The sequence below is a fragment of the Wohlfahrtiimonas sp. XWW7 genome (assembly GCF_056716055.1).
This window is the reverse complement of record NZ_CP168032.1, coordinates 2,412,497-2,438,105: the sequence shown is the minus strand read 5'-3', so window position 1 is coordinate 2,438,105 and position 25,609 is coordinate 2,412,497. Positions and strand designations below refer to the sequence as shown.

Below are 25,609 nucleotides of genomic sequence, written 5' to 3'. Positions count from 1 at the left end.
AATGTTGTTTGAAGCTGAACAGGAAAACGTTGGTGCGACTTATCGAGGTGAAGCTGTTCAGCTCCCTTTAGATCTATTCATTCCGCCAGATGCATTGGAATTATGGTTAGAAGCATTTGAAGGGCCATTTGACTTATTGTTATATCTGATTCGTCGCAATAATTTTGATATTTTGGACATTCCAATTTCAGAAATCACGCGCCAATATATGGCTTATGTGGATTTATTAAAAAAAGATCGTTTTGAATTGGCATCCGATTATTTAGTAATGGCTGCATGGTTGGCAGAAATTAAATCACGGTTATTGTTGCCAAAGCATCCTACAGTTGAAGATGCGGAGGAAGAAAATGATCCAAGAAGAGAGTTAATTGAGCGCTTACAGTTGTATGCGCAATATAAACAGGCTGCTATGGATATGGATGCGTTGCCACGATTTGATGAGGAAATTTTTCCAACATCGCCATCTTTGCCTGAATTGATTAGGGAAGAGCGCTTACCACAAATTCATATTGATGAGTTAACGGCAGCGCTTAAAAGGCTTTTAAAGGATCAGGCTCATTTCACACAACATGTGATTACAACGGAAGTATTGTCTGTGCAGGAAAGGATGGTCAATATTTTGGATCATTTGAATGATGTTAGCTATTTATCATTTGAAAAAGTTCTGAATTTAAAAGAAGGTAAGCTTGGTGTTGTCGTTTCTTTCATTGCGATTTTAGAATTATCCAAGCAACAGATGATAGATATCGTACAAGAAAATGCTTATGGTACGATTAATTTGAAATTAAAAGCATAAAAAATATTTGTAATTATTTGATTTTGAAGTTCTTAAAGTAATTGTTTAAAAGTTGATCAGTGATAGGGGTAGACAAGTTAGTAAAAATCCCTATAATGCATCCCATCTTTTGGGCTGTAGCCAAGCGGTAAGGCAGCGGGTTTTGATCCCGCCATTCCCAGGTTCGATCCCTGGCAGCCCAGCCAAATTTCTTCTTTACTTTTGAGTTTGTAGATTTAAGAGCTTCTCATGCTTATACAAAATATAGTAATATATCAGGGCTACAAACATCACCTTTATTTTAATCAATCTTTAATCAAGGAAGTATAATCATGAGCAGTGCTCAGATGATGATCTTTGCAGGGAACGCGAACCCAGAATTAGCGAATAAAATTGTTGAACATCTTGGAATGACCCTTGGCGATGCCACTGTTGGTCGTTTTTCTGATGGTGAAGTTATGGTTTCAATTAATGAAAACGTTCGTGGTAAAGACGTATTCTTAATTCAGCCAACTTGTTATCCAACAAATGACAACTTAATGGAACTTTTAGTAACGATTGATGCGCTTCGTCGTGCATCAGCAATGCGAATTACTGCTGTAATTCCTTACTTTGGTTACTCAAGACAAGATAGACGTCCTCGCTCAGCGCGTGTTCCAATTTCAGCAAAAGTTGTTGCAAACATGATTACAAGCGTTGGCTGTAACCGTGTATTAACAATTGATCTTCATGCTGATCAAATTCAAGGTTTCTTTGAAATCCCAGTTGATAACATTTATGCAACACCTGTAATGTACCGTGACATCATTGGTCTTCAACAAGAAAACTTGTGTGTTGTATCTCCAGATGTTGGCGGTGTATTGCGTGCTCGTGCAATTGCTAAACAATTGGAAACAAATGATTTAGTGATCATTGATAAACGTCGTCCAGCACCAAACGTATCAGAAGTTATGAACATCATTGGTGATGTTCGTGGTAAAAACTGTGTCATCGTGGATGATATCGTAGATACAGCTGGTACATTAACAGCAGCTGCAAATGTATTGAAAGAGAATGGCGCAATGTCTGTTCGTGCTTATTGTTCTCACCCAATCTTGTCAGGTAAAGCAATTTCTAATATTGAAAACTCTGCGTTGGATGAAATGATTGTAACAGATACAATTCCATTGTCAGAAGCTTCAATTAACTGTGAAAAGATTCGCGTATTATCTGTTTCTCACATTATTGCAAATACGATTCGTCGTATTCACGCAGAAGAATCAGTCAGTAGTCTTTTTGCTTAATTGCAAAATTGCGTTATATTATAAAGCCAGATTTTTTCTGGCTTTTGTTTTATATGAGGATTTAAAATGTCACGCACTGTATTTTGTCAAAAACTCAAAAAAGAGGCGGAAGGTTTAGCTCGCCCAATGTATCCTGGTGAATTAGGAACAAAAATTTTTGAAAATATTTCTAATGAAGCTTGGCAGTTGTGGTTAAAGCAACAAACGATTTTGATCAATGAATATCGTGTGAATCCATTGGATCCTAATGCACGTAAATTCATTGAAGAACAAATGGTTCAATTTTTCTTCAGTGATAGTGATATTGAATTGCCAGAGCAATTCGTACCACAGCAATAAAATAACCGCCTAGATGGCGGTTTATTTTGTTATGGTTCGATTGTACTTAAGCGCTCATCTTCTAATAGTGGATATTCATAGGTATTGAAGAATTGATAATGCCACCATTCATGTGAATAGTTGTCGAATCCAGCGTTCAGCATTATGCCCGCTAGAATTAGTCGATTTCTTTGTGCTTCAGTGGATACACTATAGTTAGCATGCCAAGATTCGGGTAAAAAGCTATCAAAAGGTGTGCCCATTTCTACAGGTTCACCTGTGATCATATCAGCTAAGCCGACATCTAATGCAACACCACGAGAATGTGGTGAGCCTCGTTTATGAGGATTGGCTAGGAAATCTGGGTCTGGCGTGTGATCCCAAAAAATAAATTGAGCTTTGGGTGGGCGATAAGCATCATAAACAATGAATTTTAACCCTAGATGATGTGCCTGTTCGATGGCTTTTCTAAATTTGATTTCTGCATCTTTATGCAACAATACGCGCGCTTGATTATAGACTGCTTTACCCGTGAAATTACGATCATCAGCATATGGCATGTCTATGAAGATATTATGGGAATCTTCGGTGAGTTCAACTAAATCGCAGCTCATGTTCTATCCTTAACTAAACTTTTGAAAACTGATACACATGATAATCTTTTCAATAAATTTATGTGATTTTGTTTAAATAGTGATCAAGTGATGATATTGGTGTTGACGCTGAATAGAAACCTATTTATAATTCGATGCCTTAATGCAGTACGGACATGTAGCTCAGCTGGTTAGAGCACAGCACTCATAATGCTGGGGTCGGTGGTTCGATTCCACCTATGTCCACCATATTAAATATCAAAGCCCTTGGTTAATGAACCAAGGGCTTTTTTATTTTCCATAAAACTAATTATAAAGAATTGTAATCATGAAGGGTTGTCGCACAATTATAAATTGGTTTATGATTCGTTCTCAGTATGAATAATGTTTTATAAATATAAAAGAGGATGTGATGGCACATTTTACAGTGATTGGTTTAGGTCGATTTGGAGTTGCAGTCAGCCAGGAATTAATTCATTTAGGACATACGGTAACAGGTGTGGATAGTGATCCTAAAGTTGTCGATAAATATGTGGAATCACTCACGCAAGCAGCAATTTGTGATGTTGGTGATGAAAGTGCATTGCAAGAATTAGATGTGGCCAACAGCGATGCGGTATTGGTTGCAATCGGTGAAGATATGGAAGCAAGCCTATTATGTACTCTAGCTTTGAAAAATTTGAATGTGAATAATATTTGGGTGAAAGCGAGTAGTAAAGCGCATCATACATTGGTAGCTAAACTTGGTGTTCAGCGAATCATTCATCCTGAAGAGGAAATTGGCGTTCGTACCGCACAGATTTTGAATGATCCAATGTTGGATGATTATATTGCATTAGGCGATGATCAATATGTGGCGGAAATGCACATTACTAAAAAATGGCATTTAAATACATTGCATCAAGTGTTTGGTGAGATTAAAAATGAGATTAAAGTGTTGCTCATTAAGCGAGGAAAAGGTTTAATTACGGATATTGGGCCAGATTTTTCATTACAAACGAGTGATGTGATTCTTTTTTGTGGTTCTAGCCAAGATCTAAAGAGTTTATCGAATAGGTTGGTGTAATATGGCTTTTTGGCAACCAACTCGAACGGTGCATGATCATCGTTCCCAACCCGTTAAGAAAATATTTGGTGCACCGCCGTTCATATTAAGTGTGAGCTTTTTCTGTCTCATCATATTGGGTAGTTTATTATTAAAGCTCCCTTTTGCAACTCATGAGCCGATTACGTGGCTAGAAAGTTTATTCACAGCAACTTCAGCAACAACAGTAACAGGGCTTGCAGTTGTCGATACTGGTACGCGTTTTACTGTTTTTGGACAAGTGATCATTGCATTATTAATTCAATGTGGTGGATTGGGGCTGATGACATTTGCAATTGTGACATTGATTGCATTGGGCGGTAAAATTGGCTTTTTGGAACGTACTGTGGCGCGTGAAGCATTTAATCAAACAGATGCTTCCACATTGGTTGCAACGGCAAAGTCTGTATTGATCTTTGCATTATTTGTTGAAAGTATAGGAATATTAATCTTATCTTTGTATTGGATGCCAGAATTAGGCTTTGCAACAAGTCTTTATCATGGTTTTTTCTATACGATCAGTGCGTTTAATAATGCTGGTTTTGCACTGGATTCTAATAGCTTAGTGCCATATGTAGCTGATCCTGTCGTAAGTTTAACCATTAGTGCACTTTTTATTATTGGTGGTTTAGGTTTTTCCATATGGACTGATTTAATTCGCAAGCGTTGTTGGTCTAAATTGACCATTTATAGCCGCATGATGATCATGGGAACTGTTGTGATTAATGTTGTGGCTTTATTATTAATCTATTTCATTGAGCGCAATAATCCAGAAACTTTAGCACCTTTAAGTGAATCAGGGAAATGGATCGCATCTTGGTTTCAAGCTGTAACACCGAGAACAGCAGGATTCAATAGTTTACCGATGGATCAGCTAGAAGATGCAAGTACAGCATTGATTTTAATTTTGATGTTCATTGGTGGCGGATCTCTCAGTACAGCGGGTGGCATTAAAATTGTGACTTTTATGGTATTGCTCCGTGCAACTTATGCATATTTGCGCCGTGATGATCAGGTGATGATGTTTAAACGGGAAATTCCAAAAGAAACCATTCATAAAGCATTATCTCTTGTGATGATTTCAGCCATTGTGACATGGATTGCTATTTTTGCACTGTTATTGAGTGAAAATGCAGCCTTTATCGATGTTGTATTTGAAGCTGTTTCTGCATTGGGAACAGTCGGATTATCTCGTGGATTAACGGGCGAATTATCCGTTACGGGTAATTTTATCATTATTTTTCTGATGTTTATGGGAAGATTAGGGCCGTTAACATTGGCATATTTTTTGGCAACGCCAAGGCAGAAAAAAGTTAGGTATCCAGAAGTCTCCATTACAATTGGATAACAAAATTAATAGCATTTTTATAATATAAGGAGCATAACTAATGTCAGCACTTTATCTAGCGGGCATTGCAGTGATCGGTGTGGTTGCGCAATGGCTTGCATGGGCTTTTCGGGTGCCTGCAATTCTATTTTTATTACTGTTTGGATTAACATTAGGGCCAGTGACATCGTTTCTTGATCCTGATGCATTATTGGGTGATCTTTTATTTCCTGTTGTATCGTTATCGGTTGCGGTTATTTTATTTGAAGGTGCGATGACTTTGCATTTTAAGGATCTAAAAGGATTAGGCAAAGTCGTTCGCAATTTATGTTCTATCGGTATGTTTGCAACTTTTGCTGTGATCGCATTGAGCGCTTATTGGATCTTAGATTTAGATTGGCGTGTTGCAGCAGTATTAGGTGCCATTTTGGTTGTGACGGGTCCTACAGTGATCGCCCCTTTATTAAATTCTATGCGACCAACGCAGGACATTGATCGAATATTGCGTTGGGAAGGGATCATTATTGATCCTATTGGCGCGTTGTTTGCGGTTTTGATTTTTGAAGCCGTTATTTTGATTAATCCAGATGAAATTCTTAGCCATACATTGATCGCGTTAGCGAGAACTTTGGGGGTTGGTTTAACCATTGGTGTTGCTGCGGGTTGGTTGACAGCGTTATTAATTCGCCGTGAATGGTTGCCAAATCAGCTACATAAATTTGGTGTATTATCGCTAGTTTTAATCACAAGTACCGCTTCAAACTATTTAAGTGAAGAATCTGGTCTTTTAGCCGTGACAGTTTTTGGTATGTGGCTTGCGAATCAAGATGATATTGATACGGAATCCATTTTAGATTTTAAAGAAGATTTATCTGTCATATTGATCTCAACGCTCTTTATTTTATTGGCAGCGCGTTTACAGCTGAGTGATATTTTAAATCTGGATTTATCTGTCATCTTATTTTTAGTGGTGGTGATTTTTGTTGCGCGTCCTTTGAATATTTTTCTCTCCACAATGGGGAGCGACTTATCACTTCGGTCGAAAATTTTATTGTCATGGATTGCGCCACGAGGCATTGTTGCTGCGGCTGTTGGTTCTGTTTTTGCGTTGAGCATGGTGGATGCAGGGATTTTAGATGCACAAGTGATCGTGCCATTAACCTTTATGGTGATCATTGTGACAGTTGTTTTAAATAGCTTAACCGCAGCGCCTTTTGCCAAAATGTTGGGTGTTCAGCAGCCTGAGCCATCTACAATCTTATTAATTGGTGCGAATCATGTGGCTCGCGCGATCGCAAAAGGATTGCAAGAACAGGATATTCCTGTGTATTTATCTGATCCTTCGTGGGAGCATTGTAAAAAAGCGAGAATGGAAGGTTTCCCTTGTTATTATGGGAATGCACAATCTCAACATGCTGAGCTATTTTTACCATTGGCGAGCATTAGCAAAGTGTTAGCCGTTTCCCCTAATCGTCATAATAATGCATTAGGCGTTCAGCATTTTGCCCATGCTTATAGTAAAGATCGAGTGTTTTCTCTGCGTTCATCAGATAATCATGCTAAAGCTAATCAAGACAGCTCAACCTTTTTGTCACGTCAGATTTTATTTGGTGATAAAGGGAAGTTTATGGATCTTTCACTGCTTGTGATCAATGGTGGAAAAGTTAAAGGGACATTGTTGACAGAAGAATTTAACTGGGCTGAATACCAAGCTTATCATCATTCAGCAATTCCATTGTTTATCATCACTGAAGATGGCGATTTAAAAATCGTTACTGATGATATGGATGATCCGAAAGTAGGCGATAAAGTGATCGCGTTGCAAGCAGGTAAAGCAACAGAGCAAAAACAAGCAGAAGTGAAGAAAGATACGACTTCAGCGACACGTTTACCGTAATTGGATAATAAGTGTTGACGTGCATATTAAATATCTCTATAATGCCACACCTCAACACAGTACGGACATGTAGCTCAGCTGGTTAGAGCACAGCACTCATAATGCTGGGGTCGGTGGTTCGATTCCACCTATGTCCACCATATTAGAGAAGCCCTTGGTTAATGAACCAAGGGCTTTTTTATTGCTCAAAATTCATAATGATCCATTAAGCGAGCAATCGATGGAGTATTGCTTTAGCCTTAATGGCAGATTGAACATCATTTAAAACATGTGCTTGGACGATTGCTCCTTCTTTAAGCGTCATAATCGCAGTGATTAAAAATGCTTGTTGTGGCTTATCATCAGTGATGAGCTCAATGTGTTTTGTGATTAATTGTTGGATTTTCTCTTTATGATGGGCACACAACTGATGAATAGGATCATCAGGCGCTTTAAATTCTGCTGCAGTATTGATGAAATAGCATCCACAAAAAGGTGATAGTTCAGTCACTTTTTGATTGAACCAATCATCCAGTGCAAAAAATAATTCATATAAGGCATCTTTGCCCGCAGTGACATTGGCTAAACGGTTGGATAACCAGTGATAAAAATGTTGATCTCGCAATTCTAATGTTGCAAGGATTAGTGCATTTTTACTTTCAAAATGGTTATACAGCGTCTTTTTCGCAACGCCCGATTCACTCAAAATAGTATTGATGCCAGTTGCATGAATACCATGACGATAAAATAGATTAAATGCCGTTGTAATGATTAGTTGTCGCTTATCCATTGTGAGCTCTCTGATTTGGATGATTGAAATTATGTTGACATAAGGAGACAGATTTGTCTATTATTTTATAGGTAGACAGAATGGTCTCTTTTAATCTCAATGATCACGATAGGGAGTGATGAATGGAAAAGTATTACGGGAAATTAAAAATAGCAACATTGGCTGGTATTGGTGCGACGGTTTGTATTTCACTGTTGGCATATTTCAGTTCACAAACAGAAGTACTGTTATTGATGGCACCTTTTGGTGCAACGATGGTGATTTTATTTGGTCTGCCAGAAAGCCCATTGGCACAGCCAAAAAATATCGTATTAGGGCATTTAATCACAGTGGCAGTTGGTATGATTATTTTATATTCATTGGGTGTGAATGCATTCAGTTTGGGAATAGCGGTAGGTTTATCCATCTTACTTATGTTATTGACCAATACAACGCATCCACCAGCGGGTGCAAATCCTTTGGTGGTGATGCTTGCAGGGGAAGATTGGAGCTTTATGATGATGCCTGTCGCTTTTGGTGCATTTGTGATTGTATTATTTGGCTGGTTGTATCATAAATATGTTTCTCAGAGACAGTATCCAGCCAAATGGTTTTAACGAAAATCAGCGCTAGGGCAGCGGTAGAAACGTGCTTGTGTTTTACTGCTGACTTGGTTTTTAATCTGCTGATTTTGAATCAGTGACATTGTAGCTTGGGCATCATCCATATAAAAAAGTAGGGAAAGAATCTTGTCGTTGTTTTCGATGATGAAATGATAATCAGGCGGTGTTTGCTTGGGTGCTGAATATGCGATGGCTTCGCATGTTTGCATAATATCATCCAAGTTTTGCACAATATCATCATAAGCTTGAACCCATCCCATATTTTTAGAGATGGGTTGCAATTGCATGATTTCAGCAGGCATGAATGGGCTGATATATAGCTTAGTCGCAGGACGAAAGGCAAAGTAGAGCGCAATGCCGATGATGATAAAACTACTGAATATTATGGTGTAAATTTTTACATTCATCATTTACCCAATTGATTGACGAGATTGAATGCGTTCTTTGATGAAATTCATATGCTTTGTTCCTGGCGATGCGCGATTTTCCAAGCGATTAATCTCTGCATCTGCCTTCGCTAATATGATGGGATGCGCGGCTTTACCTATCCGTTCTTCTAAATGAACAAAGAGCGTACCGAGTTTTTCATAATGAAGATAGTTAATAAAACGCTCGTATAATTGAGGTAATCGCGTGCTATCTTTGGGCTCGATGGCATTGAATAGTGAGAGCACGCAAAATGCATCACTCACTGTATAAGCGCGTTTTTCATTTGGTGTATGTAACCATAATAAAAATTGCTGAGTTGAACAAAACTCGTAAAGATAATCTGCCCAACGAGGATCACACGATTCTGGATTAGGTACAGTTTTAAAGCAGTGATGTGTAATGAAAAAATGTGCATAAATTTCATCAGGATGATCTAAAAAACCATCACGCAACATTAAGAAATCCAAATGATGAATGAAATGGAGTAATCCACCTTCATTTGGCGATGGCAATAGTCTCATCGTACGATAAATGAAATGCGGTTCGGCTTTTCGTAAATTCATCTCTCTGAGTAGATTCAGTTTGCTGTAATGGTTTTCAATGTGAATGGCATGGAGCGTTGTTTCAAATTTTGGATCATTCTCTGGCAAACGTAATAGTGCAAAAGTGAGCGCAATTTGCCATTGCAGTAGATTGAATTGTTTTTTGAATATTTTGAATTCCGCAGAGGAATCTTTGTCTTTTTTTGGGGAAGGATGTGCATGTAATAGCTCACTTAAATCCATCATCCATTGTATGAAATCATCATCATGCACATGGTAAAACATGCGAATATACAGTGAAATTGCTGCCATTAATTCACTTGTTCTGTTGTAATCTTCTGACCAATCAAAAGTTGTCAATGTTGTGATGGCAGAACGAAGGGGAATGATGAGTTGTGCTTCATATCCATTCAAATGATCTAAAGGTTCAAGTGCATTGCTGATGACTTCTAGCGCAGTATAAGTTTTCACTTTTTGGAATGATTCTAATAAAAATGTCCAAGCTTCTGGTGATTGTGTGCGTGCTAGGCCAATGAAGGCAGCTTCTTTAACAGCTTTTTTCTTGCCTTTAACCGCAGCCATTAAAATAGGTAGATATTTAGGATCGCGTGATAAGGAAGGTACGAGCGCCACTTGTAGCTTGGTTGCGTTGCTGTTCATGATCTCTGTGATCATATCTTCACTTAAAGATGCGCCTAAACGATCCAATATCTCGATGCGCATTGCATTGCCTTTGGTATCTGCCATTGTGACATCTTTGAGTAAAAACGGAATCATGGGCGCACCAATGGCAGGAATGACATCTTTGATGATGCGCTCTGCAATTTCTGAATATTTGTCCTCAATGGCTCTGGCAATGTAAGCGTATAAACGCACATCGTGGATTAAACCTTGATCAATCGCTGTTGTGAGAATCTCATAACGACCGCTGCCAGTTGTGGAAAGTGCAGTGATGGTTGGCTCTAATTCTAAGTAAGTGAGCGGCGTTTGTATCGTTTGAATGTCCATCATTGGCTGGGATGCTGTTTCATCGCCATCCATAGCACTTTTGCCTTGCGTGTATAAAACTGCATAAACAAGCGTGGATAATTCTGTTAATCGTCCAGCGCTTTCATTATCAGTTGATTTTAATAATGTTTCGATGTTACTAGCAATCTTCTGAAAAACAGGTGCTTTTTCGCCCATTTTTTGAAAAATAGGTAGTAATTTTGCTAAACGAGGATCATTGCTAGCAAAACGGCTGCCTGCAATCATTAAACGATTGATCTCAGTTTGGAGATCAACTAATGGTTGTAATAAACTCATAATCTGAATCTTCCTTCATTAAGGGCGGTTATGAATGATCTCTTTAATGAGATTCATGGTTTGAGAATCTGGTGATTTTTCAGCTCTTGCTAAAATGATTGGATGAGCAGCTTTCCCTAAGCGTTCTTCGAGATATTTAAATATCGCGCCGATATGATCATCGGATAACTCATCCATCACTTTAATGAGCAAATCATTCATTCTTTGGCTATCTTTGGGTTCTAATGCTTCTGTGATCGCCAAAGTGTAGGTAACATTCATAAAATTATAGTGATGATTTTTTTTGCGTAAAAGCGCTAAATCCTTCAAAAATGCTTGGCTATTACAGTAATTAAAGAAAAGATCTTGCCAGCGAGGATCAGCATTGTCCGCATTTCTAGTCATCACTTGGTTAACATTGGGAATGTAATAATGTGAAATGACCAAATCTGCAGAAGTAGAAATAGCTGCCTCTTTGATTAAAAACTGGCAATCATCAGCCACAGCACAAACTGAGCTGCCTTCAAAGGCACGAGCTGCTAGCTCAAAGATCATTTCAGAGGACATTTTGTTGTAGTGAATGAATTGCAATAAATTGCCTGTATAACTGTCATCATCCATCTCAAATGAAGCCAAAAATCGCAAAAATAATGGATCTTGGCTATCTTTTGTGATGTGGGCAATATAATTGGCAATGGAAATTTCAATCGCATGGCGTAAATGCTTCATCGAGTAAACAGAATGAGGCAAACGACGCGACATTTTTTCACAGTCCATGGTGCTTAGTTTTTCATGAAGTAATAATGCTTTTTCTGTCAACTCTGGAGATGGTTTATTGATGAATACTTCAAACATATCTTCAACAAACTCCAAGCGTTCAGCCAAGGAGATTAAATTATCTTCGTCATTATCAGTGAAGCTTTGTGCTAGTAATTCATCGATTTTTTCCATCATCACAGCGGTAAATTCTGTATCTCTGCCATGGAAATGCGGCACATTGCGAAGCGCATAAACTGCACGATTGAGGCTTTCACCAATCGTAGCTTCTTTGAAAATGTTCAGTAAAATTTCCCAGGCTTCAGGTAGATCCGTATTAGACAATGCATCAATGGCAACATCTTTGAGCGCTCTTTTCTTGCTTTTTGCTGCGGCTAAAACCATGGAGGAATATTCAGGTTGCTTACTCAACCATGGCAATAATGCTTCTTGCAATTTTGTTGCTTTACCATTCATGATGCTTTGAATCATTGCATCATCAAATTGATTACCGCAATCTGCCAATGCTGCAATGCGCGCGGCATTGGGTTTTTTATCATCCAATGTTAGATCTTGCAATAAAAATGGAATCATCGGCTTGCCAACATGAGGAATAATATATTTCCCAATGTGCGCTGATAATTCTGAATATTTATCCTCTAATCCTGCTGCAAGATAAGGATGTAGACGAATATCATGCACTAGGTTTTGAGCATAAGCATCGAGTACAACTTCATAACGACCGCTGCCAGAAGATGTTAAAGCGGTAATGGTTGGCTCTAATTCTAAATAAGTGAGCGGCGTTTGAAGTTCATGGATATTCATCATTGGCTTTGGTTCGATGACATCACCATCCATTGTGCTTTTGCCTTGCGTATATAAAACGGCATATAACAATGTGGAAAGCGATGTTAATGTTTCAGCACTTTTTTCAGTAGGTGCTTTCAATAATGCTTCGATATTGTCTGCAATTTTTTGAAAAACAGGTGCTTTTTCCCCCATTTTTTGAAAAATAGGGAGAAGTTTTGCCAAACGAGGATCATTGCTAGCAAATCGGCTGCCTGCAATCATCAAGCGATTAATTTCTGTGTGTAGATTTGATAAAGGTTGTAATAGCATAAAATTTCTCTGATTATCTACGTGATTGGATGCGCTCTTTCACAAGTTTCATATATTGTGTGCCTTCGGCATGAGGATCATGGATGCGTGCGATCTCTGCGTCAATTTTAGCCAAAATGATGGGATGCGCCGCTCTGCCTAATCGTGTTTCTAAATATTGTAAATGGGCGCCGAGCGTGTCAAAAGTGGCATTGTCAATGAAGGTGCGAAGAAGCGTGATGATGCGTTCGCTTTCTATAGGCTCAACAGTATGATAGATGGATAAGATACTGAAGGCATTTTCCGCTTTTCTACTACCAGAATAGGGTGTTGAAAGTATGTGTGAAAATGCTTCTGTGGCACAATGTTGATGTAAAAGATCAGCCCAGCGAGGATCACAGTTATTTTTATCACAGTAAAATGTGCGATGAGCCATGATAAAGTAAAAATGATGGTAAAGCTCATCTCGTGAAAATTGCGATCGGCGGCCTGATCGAATGAGAAAGAATAATTCATCTGCGAAATCATCCAAAGGTTGATCGCCTAGAACTTTTACACAAGCATGATAAATAAATGCTGGTGTGGTTTGATGATGGCCATTGAAGCTAGAGAGAAAATAAGCGGTGTAATCATCATGCACGTTCAACATGGCAAGTGTATCTTTAAAGATAGGATCAGATTCATCCAGCTGTAATCGACCAAGATAAATCATAATGCTTTGCAATAAATAGTGCCGAGATTGATTGGTTTGATCATCAAAAGGTTGATTGGCCAGCATTTTGCCAAGTGGTAATAACATATTTGTCAGGACATCTGTCAGTGCTGTGTGATGCTCATATAAAAACAGTTGTAGATGACCGTAAACCCTCTGGATCAGCAGATTTGTTTTTTTAAGATTAGTCTGCCAATCAACGGACATTAAATCGTGAATGCTATCCACTAGCGGTGACAAGAGTGATTCATGATATTCAGGTTGCTTTTGTAAATCACACAATAGTGTGCCTAAAACATTTGCATGATCCATATCGCGAAAGTCTCGATATTGTGACAATAATGCCGCCCAAGCTTCGGGATGATTCATCTCTGCCAATGCATCCCAAGCTGTTTCTCGTACATCCATTTTTTTAGCTTGACTCGCTTCAATTAAAATTGGCAAGTGTTTAGGATCTTTAGATAATGCAGGTAACAGCGCTGTGATCAAATTTTGCGATTTGCTGCTGAGAATTGTTGAAATCATTGCATCATCGAAGGGATAATCGACCTTTGAGAGGGCAGAAATGCGCATGGCATTGCCTTTTTTATTATCCAACACAAGATCTGCCAAAATGAAAGGTGTGATCACTTGTCCCACTTTGGGAATGACAGTATTGAGAATGTCATAAGCAAGTTCTGAATATTTATCCTCTAAGCCTTTGACGATGTGAGGATATAAACGAAGATCATTGATTTTTTTCTGCTCAGTTGCTTCCATCACAATATCATGGCGGCCGCTGCCTGTTGTGGTGAGCGCCGTGATTGTAGGTTCTAACTCTAAATAAGTGAGTTCAGTGGATAGCTGCTCAATGTCCATCGTTGGCTGTGGCGCTGTGCTATCGCCATGGATAACGCTTTTACCTTGCGTGTATAAAACTGCATATAACAAAGTGGAAAGCGTTGTTAAGGCTTCAGCACTTTTCTCGGCAGGTACTTGTAATAATGCTTCGATATTCTGAGCAATTTTCTGAAAAACAGGTGCTTTTTCCCCCATTTTTTGAAAAATAGGGAGCAGTTTTGCCAAACGAGGATCATTGCTAGCAAAGCGGCTGCCCGCAATCATTAAACGGTTGATCTCTGTTTGGAGATCCACTAAAGGTTGTAATAACATCATGTTTACCTATGTTTAGTAGATCAAGCGGATGATGCCATTAGGACGAATCACTGATAATACTTGCGCTGCAAATAATCCTGTTGATAAATCAGTGTGAAAGCGAACCAAAAGGGCGCTGTCTGCTAACTCTGCGGGCATGATATTTTTTAGTAAAGTTGTAGAGGCTAAATGTTCTGGGACATCTTTAATCACAAGCGTTGCACCTTGTGCATCTGTGATGACGGGCACATCATCTATGAGCTGCATTGTACCCATTTGGATCAAAGCGACAGGATTTTTATCTGCCAAAGGATTTTTAATGCTGTTTTTGATGGATTTAATCAATGCATCATAATCTTTATGCGCATGTGCGATCACCTTTGTGAAATCAGATTCAGCTGTTGCACGAGTTTTACATTCACCATCTTCCCAGCGAATGCGAGGATTGAGATCACCAGGATAAATATACAATGTTTCCAATTGTTGAACATGATTATTGGAATTGGCTTGTTGAATGTATTTTGCGGCGCGATAAGGGCGATAGTTCAATGTTGTGAAGATTTTGCCGTTATTTAAGTTCAACCAAATGCCTTCATCCACAAACTCTTTTCGTGCAGAGTGATCAAATGAGTTGAATGATAGTTGGATTAATTCCGCATTCTCTTCATATTGCTGAAGTTCTGCCAACTCATTGAGCTTCCAAGCTCGGCCGATTTGCTCTTCAATGGCAGATGTCATTTCGGGTGCTTGGCTTGGATCATCTTTAAAGCTTGTGAGATAAGTGCGGCTTTTTTTCAATAACGAAGCGATGATATTGATTTGATCAATGGCTTTCGTGTAATCATCTTTTTTAACAGCTTTAACTTCTAGGATCAAATGGTTAAATGCAGTTTGAATGCCACCAATGTTGTAGTTACCCAATTCTTTGATCTGTGCATTGTAAGCTGTAATCAATTTGCCATCCATGGCGGATAAACCAGCATGAATGATGCTATTTAATAATGTATCTGCAATGGTTAAACCTTCAAGCTGCTTATCAATGCGCTTGATGATCGTTGTTGGATTAACTTTTTTAGGCTTGCTTGCAGTTTTAGCCGCGGCTGTATCTGCTTTTTTCTTTTCAGTGCGTTTTTCAATTTTGCCACGCTTACTTTCAATATCTTCTGGCACCGCAGATTCCGTAAAGCTCTCAGGTTTATTGGCGTAGAAATAGAGTAAACCAATCGCATGTTTACATGGAAATTGGCGGCTAGGGCATGAACAACGAAACACAGGATTACTGTCATCCACATAGTCAGCAGAACAGTAGTAAGGATTTTTACCGCTGCCAGCACATTCTGCCCAAATGAGGTTTTTTTCAGGAGAAATGTGCGGTACGCTGAATTTACCTTTATTGAATAGGGATAAGCCATTACTGTTAGCAGAAGCATTTGGCGCTAAGGAAACGATGTCAGATTGATTAATGTTCATAATACTTTATTGAATTTGATTAATTAAGATGCTTTTTAGGGTAGCAAAATTTGCGTTGAAGTCATTTTTTATTTGCGCAAAAAAACACCGTTTTTTGTATAAAAAACGGTCTTTGTTTTCTTGACACAAAATAAGTGTAAAGATGATTTAACGAATTAAAACAATAGGTTTATTTGATGCAGATAAAATTTTCGTTGTGGTGCTGCCAATGAAGAATTGACGAATTTTAGAATGGCCATAAGCGCCAATCACCATTAAGTCTATGGCATGATCATTTTGATATTTCAATAATGTTGGCTCAACATCACCTGATAAAATATGCGTTTCCACTTGCCAACCATGATCACTCAGCAGTTGCTTGGCATCATCAAGAGTTTTTTGAATCTCATCCGATGGATAACCGACATAAACAATGTGGCAAGCTAAACCTTGTAAAAATGCACTTTGAACGATTTTCTGAATGCATTGCTGGCTAGTTTCGCTGCCATCAAATGCGACAAGAAAGGATGTTGGTGCAGTGAAATCTTGAGCACACACTAAAATAGGGTGAGAAAATGCGCGGGCAATATTTTCGATTTGTGTGCCAATGGTTGTGGATTGGCCTTCCGTTTTTTGTCCATTTTTGCCCATAATTAATAGATCAACATCTGTTAATTCGGTAACAACTTCCAGTAAATTTCCACGCTTTTGTAATGTATCAGCTGTGATTTTATGTTGCTGTTCAACGTAGTTATGGGCAGCTTGCAATAGCAATGTGCTGTGCTTCATCTCCACTTTGCTTTTGGCGGATTCTAATTCCACAAGTTCACTTAACAACTGCTTTCGGCTATCAATGCCGATGGTTCCACTCCAATCATGTGCAGCTTCAATTTTTACTTTTTCAATGACATTCAGTAGCGTTAAAGGCAGGGCGCATTTTTGGCTGAACCACGCACCATAATCACATACGCTATTGCTGATGGTTGTGCCATCTATGCTTGCAATGATCTTAGACATATTTCTCTCCTTTATGCTCGCTGAATTTATTCATTAATTCTGCGCTCGATGGATTCAATCCTACTATTTTGACATCAACGCCTTCGCGTTTAAACTTCAATATCACTTTATCCAAAGCGCTGATGGCTGTCACATCCCAAAGTTGAGCATTGCTCACATCGATCACAACATCGGTAATGGCTTCTTTGAAATCAAAAGATTGAATGAGTTTTTCTGCGCAACTAAAAAAGATTTGCCCAGTGATAATGTAATGGCGCGTTGTACCTTCTAATGTGGATTCTGTATGAATATTTAAGACTTTTTCCATTTTATACGCAAAAAATGCCATGGCAAATGCTACACCAGTGATCACGCCGTAGGCTAAATTTTTAGTGTAGAGCACAACAGCAACGGTTGCTAACATCACAATATTTGTGAAAAGAGGCGTTTTATTCATATAGCGAATAGAGCCCCAATCAAATGTACCGATGGAAACCATCACCATCACAGCAACTAACGCAGCCATTGGGATAATTTTGATCCAATCTGACATGAACACAACCAATAAGATCAAAAATACGCCTGCGCATAATGTCGATAAACGTGTGCGACCGCCTGATTTTACATTGATGACAGATTGTCCGATCATGGCACAACCTGCCATTCCGCCCATAAATCCTGTCACAATATTGGCAATTCCTTGGCCTTTACATTCGCGGTTTTTATCGCTGTTGGTATCTGTAAACTCATCTAAAATAGAAGCTGTCATCATGGATTCTAATAAGCCCACAACGGTTAATGCAGCAGCATAAGGGAAGATGATCTGTAATGTTTCAAAATTCAGTGGAATGTTTGGCAGTAAAAATACTGGCAATGTGCTGGGTAATTCGCCCATATCGCCCACAGTACGAAGTTCAACGCCTGTGATGGCAACAAAAATTGTCAGCGCCACAATGCAGATCAAAGGTGATGGCAATAGTTTGCCAATGACAGGCACATAAGGAAATAGATAGATGATGCCAAGTCCTGCGATCACCAAAGCATAAACGGACCATGTAACATCCGTTAATTCAGGCAATTGAGCCATAAAAATTAAGATGGCAAGGGCATTCACAAATCCCGTAACTACGGAATTGGGGACAAAGCGCATTAAAGCACCAAGCTTTATATATCCTGCGATGATTTGTAAAATTCCCGTCAAAACTGTAGCTGCCAATAGATATTGTAAGCCGTGATCTTTGACTAAGGAAACCATTAAAAGTGCCATTGCGCCTGTTGCCGCAGAGATCATAGCAGGGCGACCGCCTGCAAATGCAATCACAAATGCCATAGAAAAAGATGCATATAATCCAATTTTAGGATCAACGCCCGCAATGATAGAAAAGGCAATTGCTTCGGGAATGAGTGCAAGTGCAACAACTAAGCCTGATAAAACGTCGGCACGAGTGTTGGAAAACCAATGTTGTTTAATCGATGTCAGCATGAATTTTAGTTTGAAAATGAATGTTAAAACCGATAATTATCGCATAGATACTTAGGTGAGAATATGACTTTTTGATATAGTGGCTTTGAATAGAGTTTGGTTTGAGCAGATAAATTGGGTGAATCATGACAAAATTTGAAAAGTGTTTAGCGGATGCAGAACAAGGTGATGCAGATAGTCAATGCACGTTGGGTGAATATTATTATCAGCACCAAAATTTTACAGAGGCTAAGTATTGGTGGGAGCTTGCCGCTGCTCAAAATTGTCCGCAATCAACTTATAATTTATCGCTCTTGTATTATCAAGGATTGGGTGTTGCTCAAGATTTTGAGCGCACATTGGCGTATTTAGAATCAGCTAAAAATTTAGGTGATGTATCAGCCATTTTTATGTTGGGGGTACATTATCTTAAAGGTGGAATGGTCCCAAAAGATATTGAAAAATCTTATCAATATCTCAATGAAACAGTGGCAATTGTGCCTGATCATATTGGTGCACACTACAATTTGGCCGTGATGAAAATTAATGAAATTAAAAGTGAAGAGAATCTGAAAGAGGCGATTGAGCATTTGCTTTATGTGAGCATGATGGAAAGTGAATTCAAGCAATCGGCACAGTTATTGCTCGGTGAAATCTATCTTGGGCGACAGAAATATGATCATGCGTTAATGACATTGGAAGCTTTAAGCAGATTAGTGAGTGAAGATAATCAATTACATGAAACGCAATTAGGCATTTTATATTCCTATTTGGGCTGTATTTATAAGCATGGCTTGGGAATAAAAATGGACTTAAATAAAGCAAAGCTGTATTTTACACAATCTGCAAAGTGCAATAATGTTCAGTCACAATGTGAGATCGCTTACTTATTGATTCAAGGGAAAAATGATAATGATTTGCCAGAAATTCGGCATTGGTTAACATTGGCTTGTGACAATGGTGATGACAAAGCATGTGCAGTACTGAAACAGGTGGATGCATTGCAGAAAAAGCTGTTAGAAGAGTACTCATTTGATGGTGTTTTACCATCATAATTATCTTATGGAGCGATATGAAACATATTTCTTTGAATCCTAAATCATTATTCAATAGTCAGCAGTACGGTTTTAGTCAAGCTGTGATCACAACAGGTACAAAGCAGGTATTTTTATCAGGCCAAGTGGCGGTTGATGAAAATGAAATGTTAACGGCTACAAGCATGTATGATCAAGCATGTAAATGTTTAGAAAATATCGAAAAATTATTGTCTGAACTAGATGCTGATATGACAAGCGTTGCGATGTTGAGAATCTACATTCGGGATGATGCAAGCAGTGAACAAGAGCAAATTGAGATCAGCAATGCATTGAATTTATATTTCAAAACGCACATGCCAGCTTCATCTTGGGTATTGGTTTCAGGGTTAAGTCGCCCAGAGTGGTTATTGGAAATTGAAGCGCAAGCAGTCATCGCTTAATTAAAAGTTGGAGAGTTCAAATGAGAAAAATGTTAGTGTTGGTTGGGATGTTAGTCACAACAATGATCGCTCATGGGCAATCAACAGAAACTATTTTTACGATCCAAGATACGAAAGATGGCGAACAAGTGATTGATGTTCAATATGAAGCTAAAGCTTTAGAGTTTGAAATGGATGGTTTTATACAAGCTGATCAAAATGGTGATGACTGTGTAGATCGCGCGGAAGCACGCGAAAAAGGTATTGTAGATTTTGATCGCTTTGCGCTCAGCAATGCTCGCTGTTTGAATGAGGAAGAGTATTCGCGGGCTCTACAAGAATAGTCGAAGTAGAGCTATGGATCATCATTTTACCCAACATTTGGACTATGTTTCTGATTTACCTTTGGTGCCATGCCGAACTTTAATGGGCTATCAAGCCAATGAATTATCAGAATCGGCAGGCAATGGATTCATTGATTTAGTCCATTTTAATCGGATACAAGTGATTCGTAGCCATTTTTCTCTGAAGCAAGATCATCGATTGGAGCGGGACATTCCGCTTCAATTTTTTGGCGTGAATATCTTTTTGCAAGGTCATCATGTGATTGATTTTTTGGATCTGAATAAGTCCTTTGATATTCAACCCAATATGATTTTGCTTCGTAAGGGCTATTTGGGTAAAACGCGCATCGCATTGTCTTCTGATACGCCCATTGCAGTGTTATCGTTAGATTTTGATCTGGCATTATTGCAAGAGTATGATCTCCCATATTTAAACCATGAAATTATGCAGTTTAAAGAGGGTAGAGAACAGATCAAATTATTAACAAATATTGAGGATCAACTGCTGCGCTCTGTGCAGCATATTTTGCATCTACCGATGTGCCATTCCACTTTAGATGTGATGGCGCTAGAAAGTGCAACGTTGGCGCTGTTGGTGAATTTGCTAAAAAATCAGCAAGCTAATGGTGAAGAGTACTCTCGCACCATCATTAATGCGATGGATATTTTACAAAATAATTTGGCTAAAAATATTAAAATTCAGCAATTGTCACGCCTAGTTGGCATCAATGAATGTGATCTAAAACGCAGTTTTAAGGAAGAAACGGGCCAAACCATTGGCGAATATAAATTAAAGCTGAAAATGACAGAAGCACTCTATTTATTGAATCAAGGGCAATCCATTGAAACGATCAGTGATGCTTTAGGTTATAGTTCCGCTTACTATTTTAAAAATGTTTTTCAGCGCTATTTTGGGCATGCGCCCATTGAAATTAATCGATAATATTTTTATAAAAATATCAGTCACTTTCCCGATTTTCTAAAAAAATTCCTGATCATAAGTTAAATGATAATTAATATCATATAGAATTGCGAGTCATTCTTAATTGATATTTATTTTATTATTTGGGCGTGATCATGACGATAAGATTGTTTAAAAAATCCCGTATCTATGCAGTATTAATGGCTAGCATTGCTTATTCTGGTGGGCAATTTGCCATAGCAGAAGATGACAAAGTAGTGAATTTGGATGAAGTGGTGACAAAAGTTGAAAGTGTTCAATCCTTGATGAATACTGAGAAAACGAATCAATACACAACATCTTTAACGAATTCCACCATTGGTATTCCACAAGAACTGAAAGACACAACGCAATCCATCAGTATCATCACGAATCAACGCATTTATGATCAGCCTGATTTTAATCGTGTGATTGATGTTGTGAATAATGCAACGGGATTAACATCTCAACAAAATGATATTGATCGTTTTAATATCACTGCGCGTGGTATGAATGTGGACAGTATTTCATATGATGGTGTGACAAATTATTACGATACGCGCTTTAACTATGGTGATAATTTAATGGATACAGCGATGTATGATCGCGTTGAAATCGTTCGTGGTGCAACAGGCTTTATGACAGGGCCAGGCAATCCTTCTGCTTCCATTAACTTAGTGAGAAAACGTCCAACATCAGATTTTCAAGGTTATGTATCTTTAGGCGGCGGCTCTTGGAATCTATCGCGTTTAGAAGCTGATGTTTCAGGTAAGTTGAATCAATCGGGCTCTATTCGTGGGCGATTATTGGGCATTCATCAGAAGCGTGATTCTTTCATCGATCGTTATCAAGAAGAGCGTCAAACGTTATATGGTATCATCGAAATGGATTTGACCAATAAAACCTTGTTGACATTGGGTGCGGATTATCAGCGCAATAAGCCTGAAGGCACGATGTCTGGCGGTTTACCGATGTTTTACAGTGATGGCAGCTTAACGCACTATTCTCATTCAGCGAATACTGCACCTAAATGGGCATCTGCACGCACAAAGAGTTTCAATACCTATTTAACTTTAGAACATGAGTTTGATAATGGTTGGCGCACAGAAGTGAACACAACTTATAGTCGCAATAACTTAGATTTTAATAATACTTATGTCTATGGTGCACCGAATCCTGTAACGAATGAAGGCATGGGCACAAGTTACATTAACCACATTGAAGGTAAACGCACGCAGAAAACTGTGGATTGGAAGTTAAATGGTACTTATGATGCTTTGGGTCGCACACACTTTGCAAGATTCAATTATAACTATAACCAAAACAGTTATAACAATGCTTATTATAATCCTGTGCCAGGGCATTTACCGCCTGTTTTAGGGGATTTCACGCAACCGAATTTTGATTTTCCTGAGCCGCCATTTTTGCCATACAGCTTCACAGCATTGAAAGGTAAACGTACACAACATGCAATTTCGGGGATTACAGAGCTAACTGTTACAGATCATTTATCTGTGACGGCTGGTTTACGTTTGACGCATCTTAAAACGAAAGACACAAGTTATGGCCCATATTTTAAACCTTATGACAATAGCTTTACTGAGGTTTCCAAATACTTTGGTGTGAACTATAAATTGACAGATCAATATTCTGTCTATGCAAGTTATACAGATATTTTCCAACCGCAATCGGTGATGGATATTAATCAGAAATATCTTGATCCCATCATTGGTGAAAACTATGAAGTGGGCTTTAAAGCTGGCTTAAATGATGGTGCTTTGAACTTCTCTATCGCGGCATTTGAAACAAGACGAGATAAAGTAGCAGAAGCAACGGGCGAGCGTTTACCAGGCGGTGAAGCAGCTTATCGTGCAGTGAATGGTGCAAAAACACGCGGTTTTGATGCAGAGCTTGTGGGCGCAATTACAGATCATTGGAACATTCAAATGGGCTATACGCAATTTGTGGCAAAAGATCCAAAAGGACAACGCATCAGCCGTGAAATGCCGAACAAAACTTTTAAGTTATTCACCACTTATCGATTGCCAAATGCTTTCAATAAGATGACGATTGGTGGCGGTGTGAATTGGTTTGGACCAACATCTCGTGAAATCAGAACGCCACAAGGTCAATCATTTGATGCGAAACAAAATTCGTATGCGATCGTTAACTTAATGATGCGTTATGAGTTTAATGACAATGCAGCTTTGTCTGTCAATGTGAACAATCTTTTAGATAAAACGTATTACCGCAATTATGGACAATTCTCGCAGTATCAATATGGCGCACCGCGCAATGTTTCTGCGACATTTAGGTACAATTTTTAATGGAGCGACGTCAGTTTTGTCGTAGCTTGGTATCTTTGGCCATTCTAGGTGCATTAACACATGTGTTGAGCGCCTGTCAGCCAACAACTGAGCGAACACATTTAGTTGAATATGAAAAGAATAATCACAGTTTTCCTGTGATCATTCATCATGCTTTGGGCAGCAGTAAAATTACAAAGCAGCCAAAGCGAATCATCTGTTTAGGTGCAGGCTCTGAGGATATTGTTTTTGCCTTGGGTCAAATGCCCATTGCCATAGAATCTCACATTTGGGGTGGCGATGAGAAGGGTTATTTACCATGGTTTAAAGAAGCTGTGTTGAATCAAGGCGAAGTATTGCCTGAAGTGATCCATATGTATCCAGAATTGGACATTGCCAAAATTATTCGATTGGCGCCTGATATTATTGTTGCGCCACAATCGGGCATTACGCCAGAGATTTATCGTCAATTGTCTCGTAAGATTCCCATTGTTGCTTATCCTAATCGCCCTTGGTTAACGCCTGTGCATCAGCAAATTGAGATGATTGGTGCTGCATTAGGTTTAGCACAAAAGGCAGAGGCATTAAAGGCACAAATGGCTGAGAATATGCGTCATTATCGTGAACAATATCCGCAATTGAGTCAATATACGTTTGCTTATTTAAATGCAGGCAGTCGCATGGCTTACTTATCGGCTTATGTGGCAGGTGATCCTCGAGTGGATTCTTTGATAGAGCTTGGTTTAAAACCAGCGCCTTTTATGAAAGATCTTCATGTAAAGCAGGGCGCATTTGCTGCAACCATCGGATTAGAGAATGTGGATTTATTGAAAGATGTGGATGTTGTGATCAGTTGGTTTAACAGTGAAGCAGTGAAAGAATCTGTGGATCAGATCCCATTGTATCGTGCGATTCCTGCCATTCAAAATGGTGCTTATGTGCCTTTGACAGATCAATCATTGGTGATGGCAATGTCTTATGGTTCACCTTTGAGTTTGCCTTGGGGAATTAAACGATTTGTACCGAGATTATTATCAGCTTTGGCAAACGTACCTCAGCCACAAACTAAGGATCTCTTGGGATGAAACGACAATGGTTTTTATTGGGGTTTTTACTGATCGCATCCATGATCTGTTTAATGCTCGGCATGATATTTGGTAGTAAATCACTCTCTTTAGAGAGTTTTAATCTTTATTTACAAGGGCGTGCGCCCACTTATGAAACATTGGTTTTCGATGTGCGTTGGCCAAGAACTTTGGCGGCCTTGGTTTGTGGCGCTGCCTTAGGTTTATCGGGTGCGTTGATGCAAGGTTTAACGCGTAATCCATTGGCAGATCCAGGTTTGTTAGGTGTGAATGCAGGCGCAGCAGCAGCTGTTGTCGCTTCTGTTTTTATGCCATCGGTGATGATTGCTGATCTATGGTTCGCATTGCCAGGCGCGTTACTGATTGCAACCATTGTTTGTGTGCTCGGCATGGGCGATGATCGGGATGATTTAACACGATTAATTTTGGTGGGGGCTGCAATATCAGCAAGTTTATATGCATTCATTCAGATGGTGACGCAATGGTATCCCACTATTTTTGATCATTATCGTTTTTGGAGCAGTGGATCATTGACGAATACCAGCAGTGATCAGCTTTATATGTTAGTACCTGTGATGATCATTGTTTCACTGTTTGCATTGTTGTTGGGCAAATTCATAAATGTTTTGGCATTAGGGAAGAGTACCGCACAATCTTTGGGTATGAATATCATTTGGGTGCAAGTCATAATTTTATTGGTGGTAAGCCTTTTATCTGCTAGCACTGTGGCATTGATTGGCCCTGTTAGTTTCATTGGTTTGGGTGCGGCACACATTGCGCGCTTTTTGGTTGGGCAAGATTATCGCTTTGTTTTACCTGCCAGTTTATTAATGGGCGGTTTGCTTTTGGTGATGGCGGATATTTTGGCAAGAGTCATCATTGCGCCTTCCGAAGTGGCAACGGGCATTGTGACAGCATTATTAGGTGCGCCATTGTTGTATTGTTTAATGATGAAGAAAAGGCGTTAA

At 38.9% G+C, this 25,609-nt stretch carries 23 protein-coding genes and 3 tRNA genes; 17 read left to right on the top strand and 9 right to left on the bottom strand.

Annotated features, from left to right (window positions below; translation table 11 throughout):
- The first annotated feature begins 1 nt into the window (after position 1).
- The 4 genes from ACA100_RS11690 to ACA100_RS11675 all read left to right on the top strand — a co-directional run bounded on the left by ACA100_RS11690 (position 2) and on the right by ACA100_RS11675 (position 2,397).
- Entirely contained in the window at positions 2-796 is a 795-nt protein-coding gene (locus tag ACA100_RS11690; protein WP_481077879.1) for a segregation and condensation protein A, read from the top strand.
- Between the two features lie 110 nt (positions 797-906).
- Positions 907-981 (top strand) — tRNA-Gln (locus ACA100_RS11685).
- Positions 982-1,107: 126 nt separating this feature from the next.
- A complete protein-coding gene (locus ACA100_RS11680; RefSeq protein WP_481077878.1) occupies positions 1,108-2,058 on the top strand; it encodes a ribose-phosphate pyrophosphokinase in 951 nt (316 codons plus the stop codon).
- Positions 2,059-2,124: 66 nt separating this feature from the next.
- Positions 2,125-2,397: an oxidative damage protection protein gene (locus ACA100_RS11675; RefSeq protein ID WP_481077877.1), complete on the top strand. Its 273-nt coding sequence runs from the start codon at positions 2,125-2,127 to the stop codon at positions 2,395-2,397.
- 29 nt (positions 2,398-2,426) lie between these two features.
- Here the strand turns inward: ACA100_RS11675 and ddpX are convergent, their stop codons facing one another.
- Entirely contained in the window at positions 2,427-2,990 is a 564-nt protein-coding gene (ddpX, locus tag ACA100_RS11670; protein WP_481077876.1) for a D-alanyl-D-alanine dipeptidase, read from the bottom strand.
- Between the two features lie 151 nt (positions 2,991-3,141).
- On the opposite strand from ddpX, the gene ACA100_RS11665 reads away from it, so the two are divergent.
- The 5 genes from ACA100_RS11665 (at position 3,142) to ACA100_RS11645 (ending at position 7,417) form a co-directional block, all read left to right on the top strand.
- A tRNA-Met gene (locus tag ACA100_RS11665) sits at positions 3,142-3,218 on the top strand.
- Positions 3,219-3,381: 163 nt separating this feature from the next.
- Positions 3,382-4,035 carry a potassium channel family protein gene (locus ACA100_RS11660; protein WP_481077875.1) on the top strand — a complete coding sequence of 218 codons (654 nt, stop codon included), beginning with the start codon at positions 3,382-3,384 and terminating at the stop codon, positions 4,033-4,035.
- A 1-nt stretch (position 4,036) separates the two neighbouring features.
- The gene (locus ACA100_RS11655) at positions 4,037-5,401 is read left to right on the top strand and encodes a TrkH family potassium uptake protein (protein WP_481077874.1); all 1,365 of its coding nucleotides are present in this window, start codon (positions 4,037-4,039) and stop codon (positions 5,399-5,401) included.
- A gap of 40 nt (positions 5,402-5,441) precedes the next feature.
- Positions 5,442-7,277 carry a cation:proton antiporter gene (locus tag ACA100_RS11650; protein WP_481077873.1) on the top strand — a complete coding sequence of 612 codons (1,836 nt, stop codon included), beginning with the start codon at positions 5,442-5,444 and terminating at the stop codon, positions 7,275-7,277.
- 63 nt (positions 7,278-7,340) lie between these two features.
- A tRNA-Met gene (locus tag ACA100_RS11645) sits at positions 7,341-7,417 on the top strand.
- 65 nt (positions 7,418-7,482) lie between these two features.
- On the opposite strand, the gene ACA100_RS11640 is transcribed toward ACA100_RS11645, so the two are convergent.
- Positions 7,483-8,046 (bottom strand): TetR/AcrR family transcriptional regulator, encoded by a 564-nt coding sequence (locus ACA100_RS11640; RefSeq protein WP_481077872.1) that lies wholly within the window; start codon positions 8,044-8,046, stop codon positions 7,483-7,485.
- Positions 8,047-8,168: 122 nt separating this feature from the next.
- On the opposite strand from ACA100_RS11640, the gene ACA100_RS11635 reads away from it, so the two are divergent.
- On the top strand, positions 8,169-8,642 hold the full coding sequence (locus ACA100_RS11635; RefSeq protein ID WP_481077871.1) for an HPP family protein: 474 nt from the start codon (positions 8,169-8,171) through the stop codon (positions 8,640-8,642).
- Here ACA100_RS11635 and ACA100_RS11630 read toward each other — a convergent pair.
- From ACA100_RS11630 to ACA100_RS11600, 7 genes are all read right to left on the bottom strand, one after another.
- The gene (locus tag ACA100_RS11630) at positions 8,639-9,058 is read right to left on the bottom strand and encodes a hypothetical protein (RefSeq protein WP_481077870.1); all 420 of its coding nucleotides are present in this window, start codon (positions 9,056-9,058) and stop codon (positions 8,639-8,641) included. The genes ACA100_RS11635 and ACA100_RS11630 overlap by 4 nt on opposite strands.
- Positions 9,059-10,924 carry a hypothetical protein gene (locus ACA100_RS11625; protein WP_481077869.1) on the bottom strand — a complete coding sequence of 622 codons (1,866 nt, stop codon included), beginning with the start codon at positions 10,922-10,924 and terminating at the stop codon, positions 9,059-9,061.
- Between the two features lie 18 nt (positions 10,925-10,942).
- On the bottom strand, positions 10,943-12,778 hold the full coding sequence (locus ACA100_RS11620; RefSeq protein ID WP_481077868.1) for a hypothetical protein: 1,836 nt from the start codon (positions 12,776-12,778) through the stop codon (positions 10,943-10,945).
- Positions 12,779-12,791: 13 nt separating this feature from the next.
- Complete coding sequence (locus ACA100_RS11615; protein WP_481077867.1) at positions 12,792-14,624, bottom strand: HEAT repeat domain-containing protein; 1,833 nt, start codon at positions 14,622-14,624, stop codon at positions 12,792-12,794.
- Between the two features lie 12 nt (positions 14,625-14,636).
- The gene (locus ACA100_RS11610; protein ID WP_481077866.1) at positions 14,637-16,073 is read right to left on the bottom strand and encodes an SWIM zinc finger family protein; all 1,437 of its coding nucleotides are present in this window, start codon (positions 16,071-16,073) and stop codon (positions 14,637-14,639) included.
- A 147-nt stretch (positions 16,074-16,220) separates the two neighbouring features.
- Positions 16,221-17,069 carry a universal stress protein gene (locus ACA100_RS11605; RefSeq protein ID WP_481077865.1) on the bottom strand — a complete coding sequence of 283 codons (849 nt, stop codon included), beginning with the start codon at positions 17,067-17,069 and terminating at the stop codon, positions 16,221-16,223.
- Positions 17,062-18,531: a SulP family inorganic anion transporter gene (locus ACA100_RS11600; protein WP_481077864.1), complete on the bottom strand. Its 1,470-nt coding sequence runs from the start codon at positions 18,529-18,531 to the stop codon at positions 17,062-17,064. The genes ACA100_RS11605 and ACA100_RS11600 overlap by 8 nt, the downstream gene beginning before the upstream one ends.
- Before the next feature lie 125 nt (positions 18,532-18,656).
- Between ACA100_RS11600 and ACA100_RS11595 the strand changes: the two genes are divergently transcribed.
- The 7 genes from ACA100_RS11595 to ACA100_RS11565 all read left to right on the top strand — a co-directional run bounded on the left by ACA100_RS11595 (position 18,657) and on the right by ACA100_RS11565 (position 25,609).
- On the top strand, positions 18,657-19,565 hold the full coding sequence (locus tag ACA100_RS11595; protein WP_481077863.1) for a tetratricopeptide repeat protein: 909 nt from the start codon (positions 18,657-18,659) through the stop codon (positions 19,563-19,565).
- 17 nt (positions 19,566-19,582) lie between these two features.
- Positions 19,583-19,987, top strand: coding sequence for a RidA family protein (locus tag ACA100_RS11590; protein ID WP_481077862.1), 405 nt, complete (start codon positions 19,583-19,585; stop codon positions 19,985-19,987).
- Positions 19,988-20,007: 20 nt separating this feature from the next.
- Positions 20,008-20,310 carry a hypothetical protein gene (locus ACA100_RS11585; RefSeq protein ID WP_481077861.1) on the top strand — a complete coding sequence of 101 codons (303 nt, stop codon included), beginning with the start codon at positions 20,008-20,010 and terminating at the stop codon, positions 20,308-20,310.
- Positions 20,311-20,323: 13 nt separating this feature from the next.
- Positions 20,324-21,253 (top strand): helix-turn-helix transcriptional regulator, encoded by a 930-nt coding sequence (locus tag ACA100_RS11580; protein WP_481077860.1) that lies wholly within the window; start codon positions 20,324-20,326, stop codon positions 21,251-21,253.
- 134 nt (positions 21,254-21,387) lie between these two features.
- On the top strand, positions 21,388-23,577 hold the full coding sequence (locus tag ACA100_RS11575; protein WP_481077859.1) for a TonB-dependent siderophore receptor: 2,190 nt from the start codon (positions 21,388-21,390) through the stop codon (positions 23,575-23,577).
- Positions 23,577-24,641, top strand: coding sequence for an ABC transporter substrate-binding protein (locus tag ACA100_RS11570; RefSeq protein ID WP_481077858.1), 1,065 nt, complete (start codon positions 23,577-23,579; stop codon positions 24,639-24,641). Before ACA100_RS11575 ends, ACA100_RS11570 begins: the two co-directional genes overlap by 1 nt.
- The gene (locus tag ACA100_RS11565; protein WP_481077857.1) at positions 24,638-25,609 is read left to right on the top strand and encodes a FecCD family ABC transporter permease; all 972 of its coding nucleotides are present in this window, start codon (positions 24,638-24,640) and stop codon (positions 25,607-25,609) included. The genes ACA100_RS11570 and ACA100_RS11565 overlap by 4 nt, the downstream gene beginning before the upstream one ends.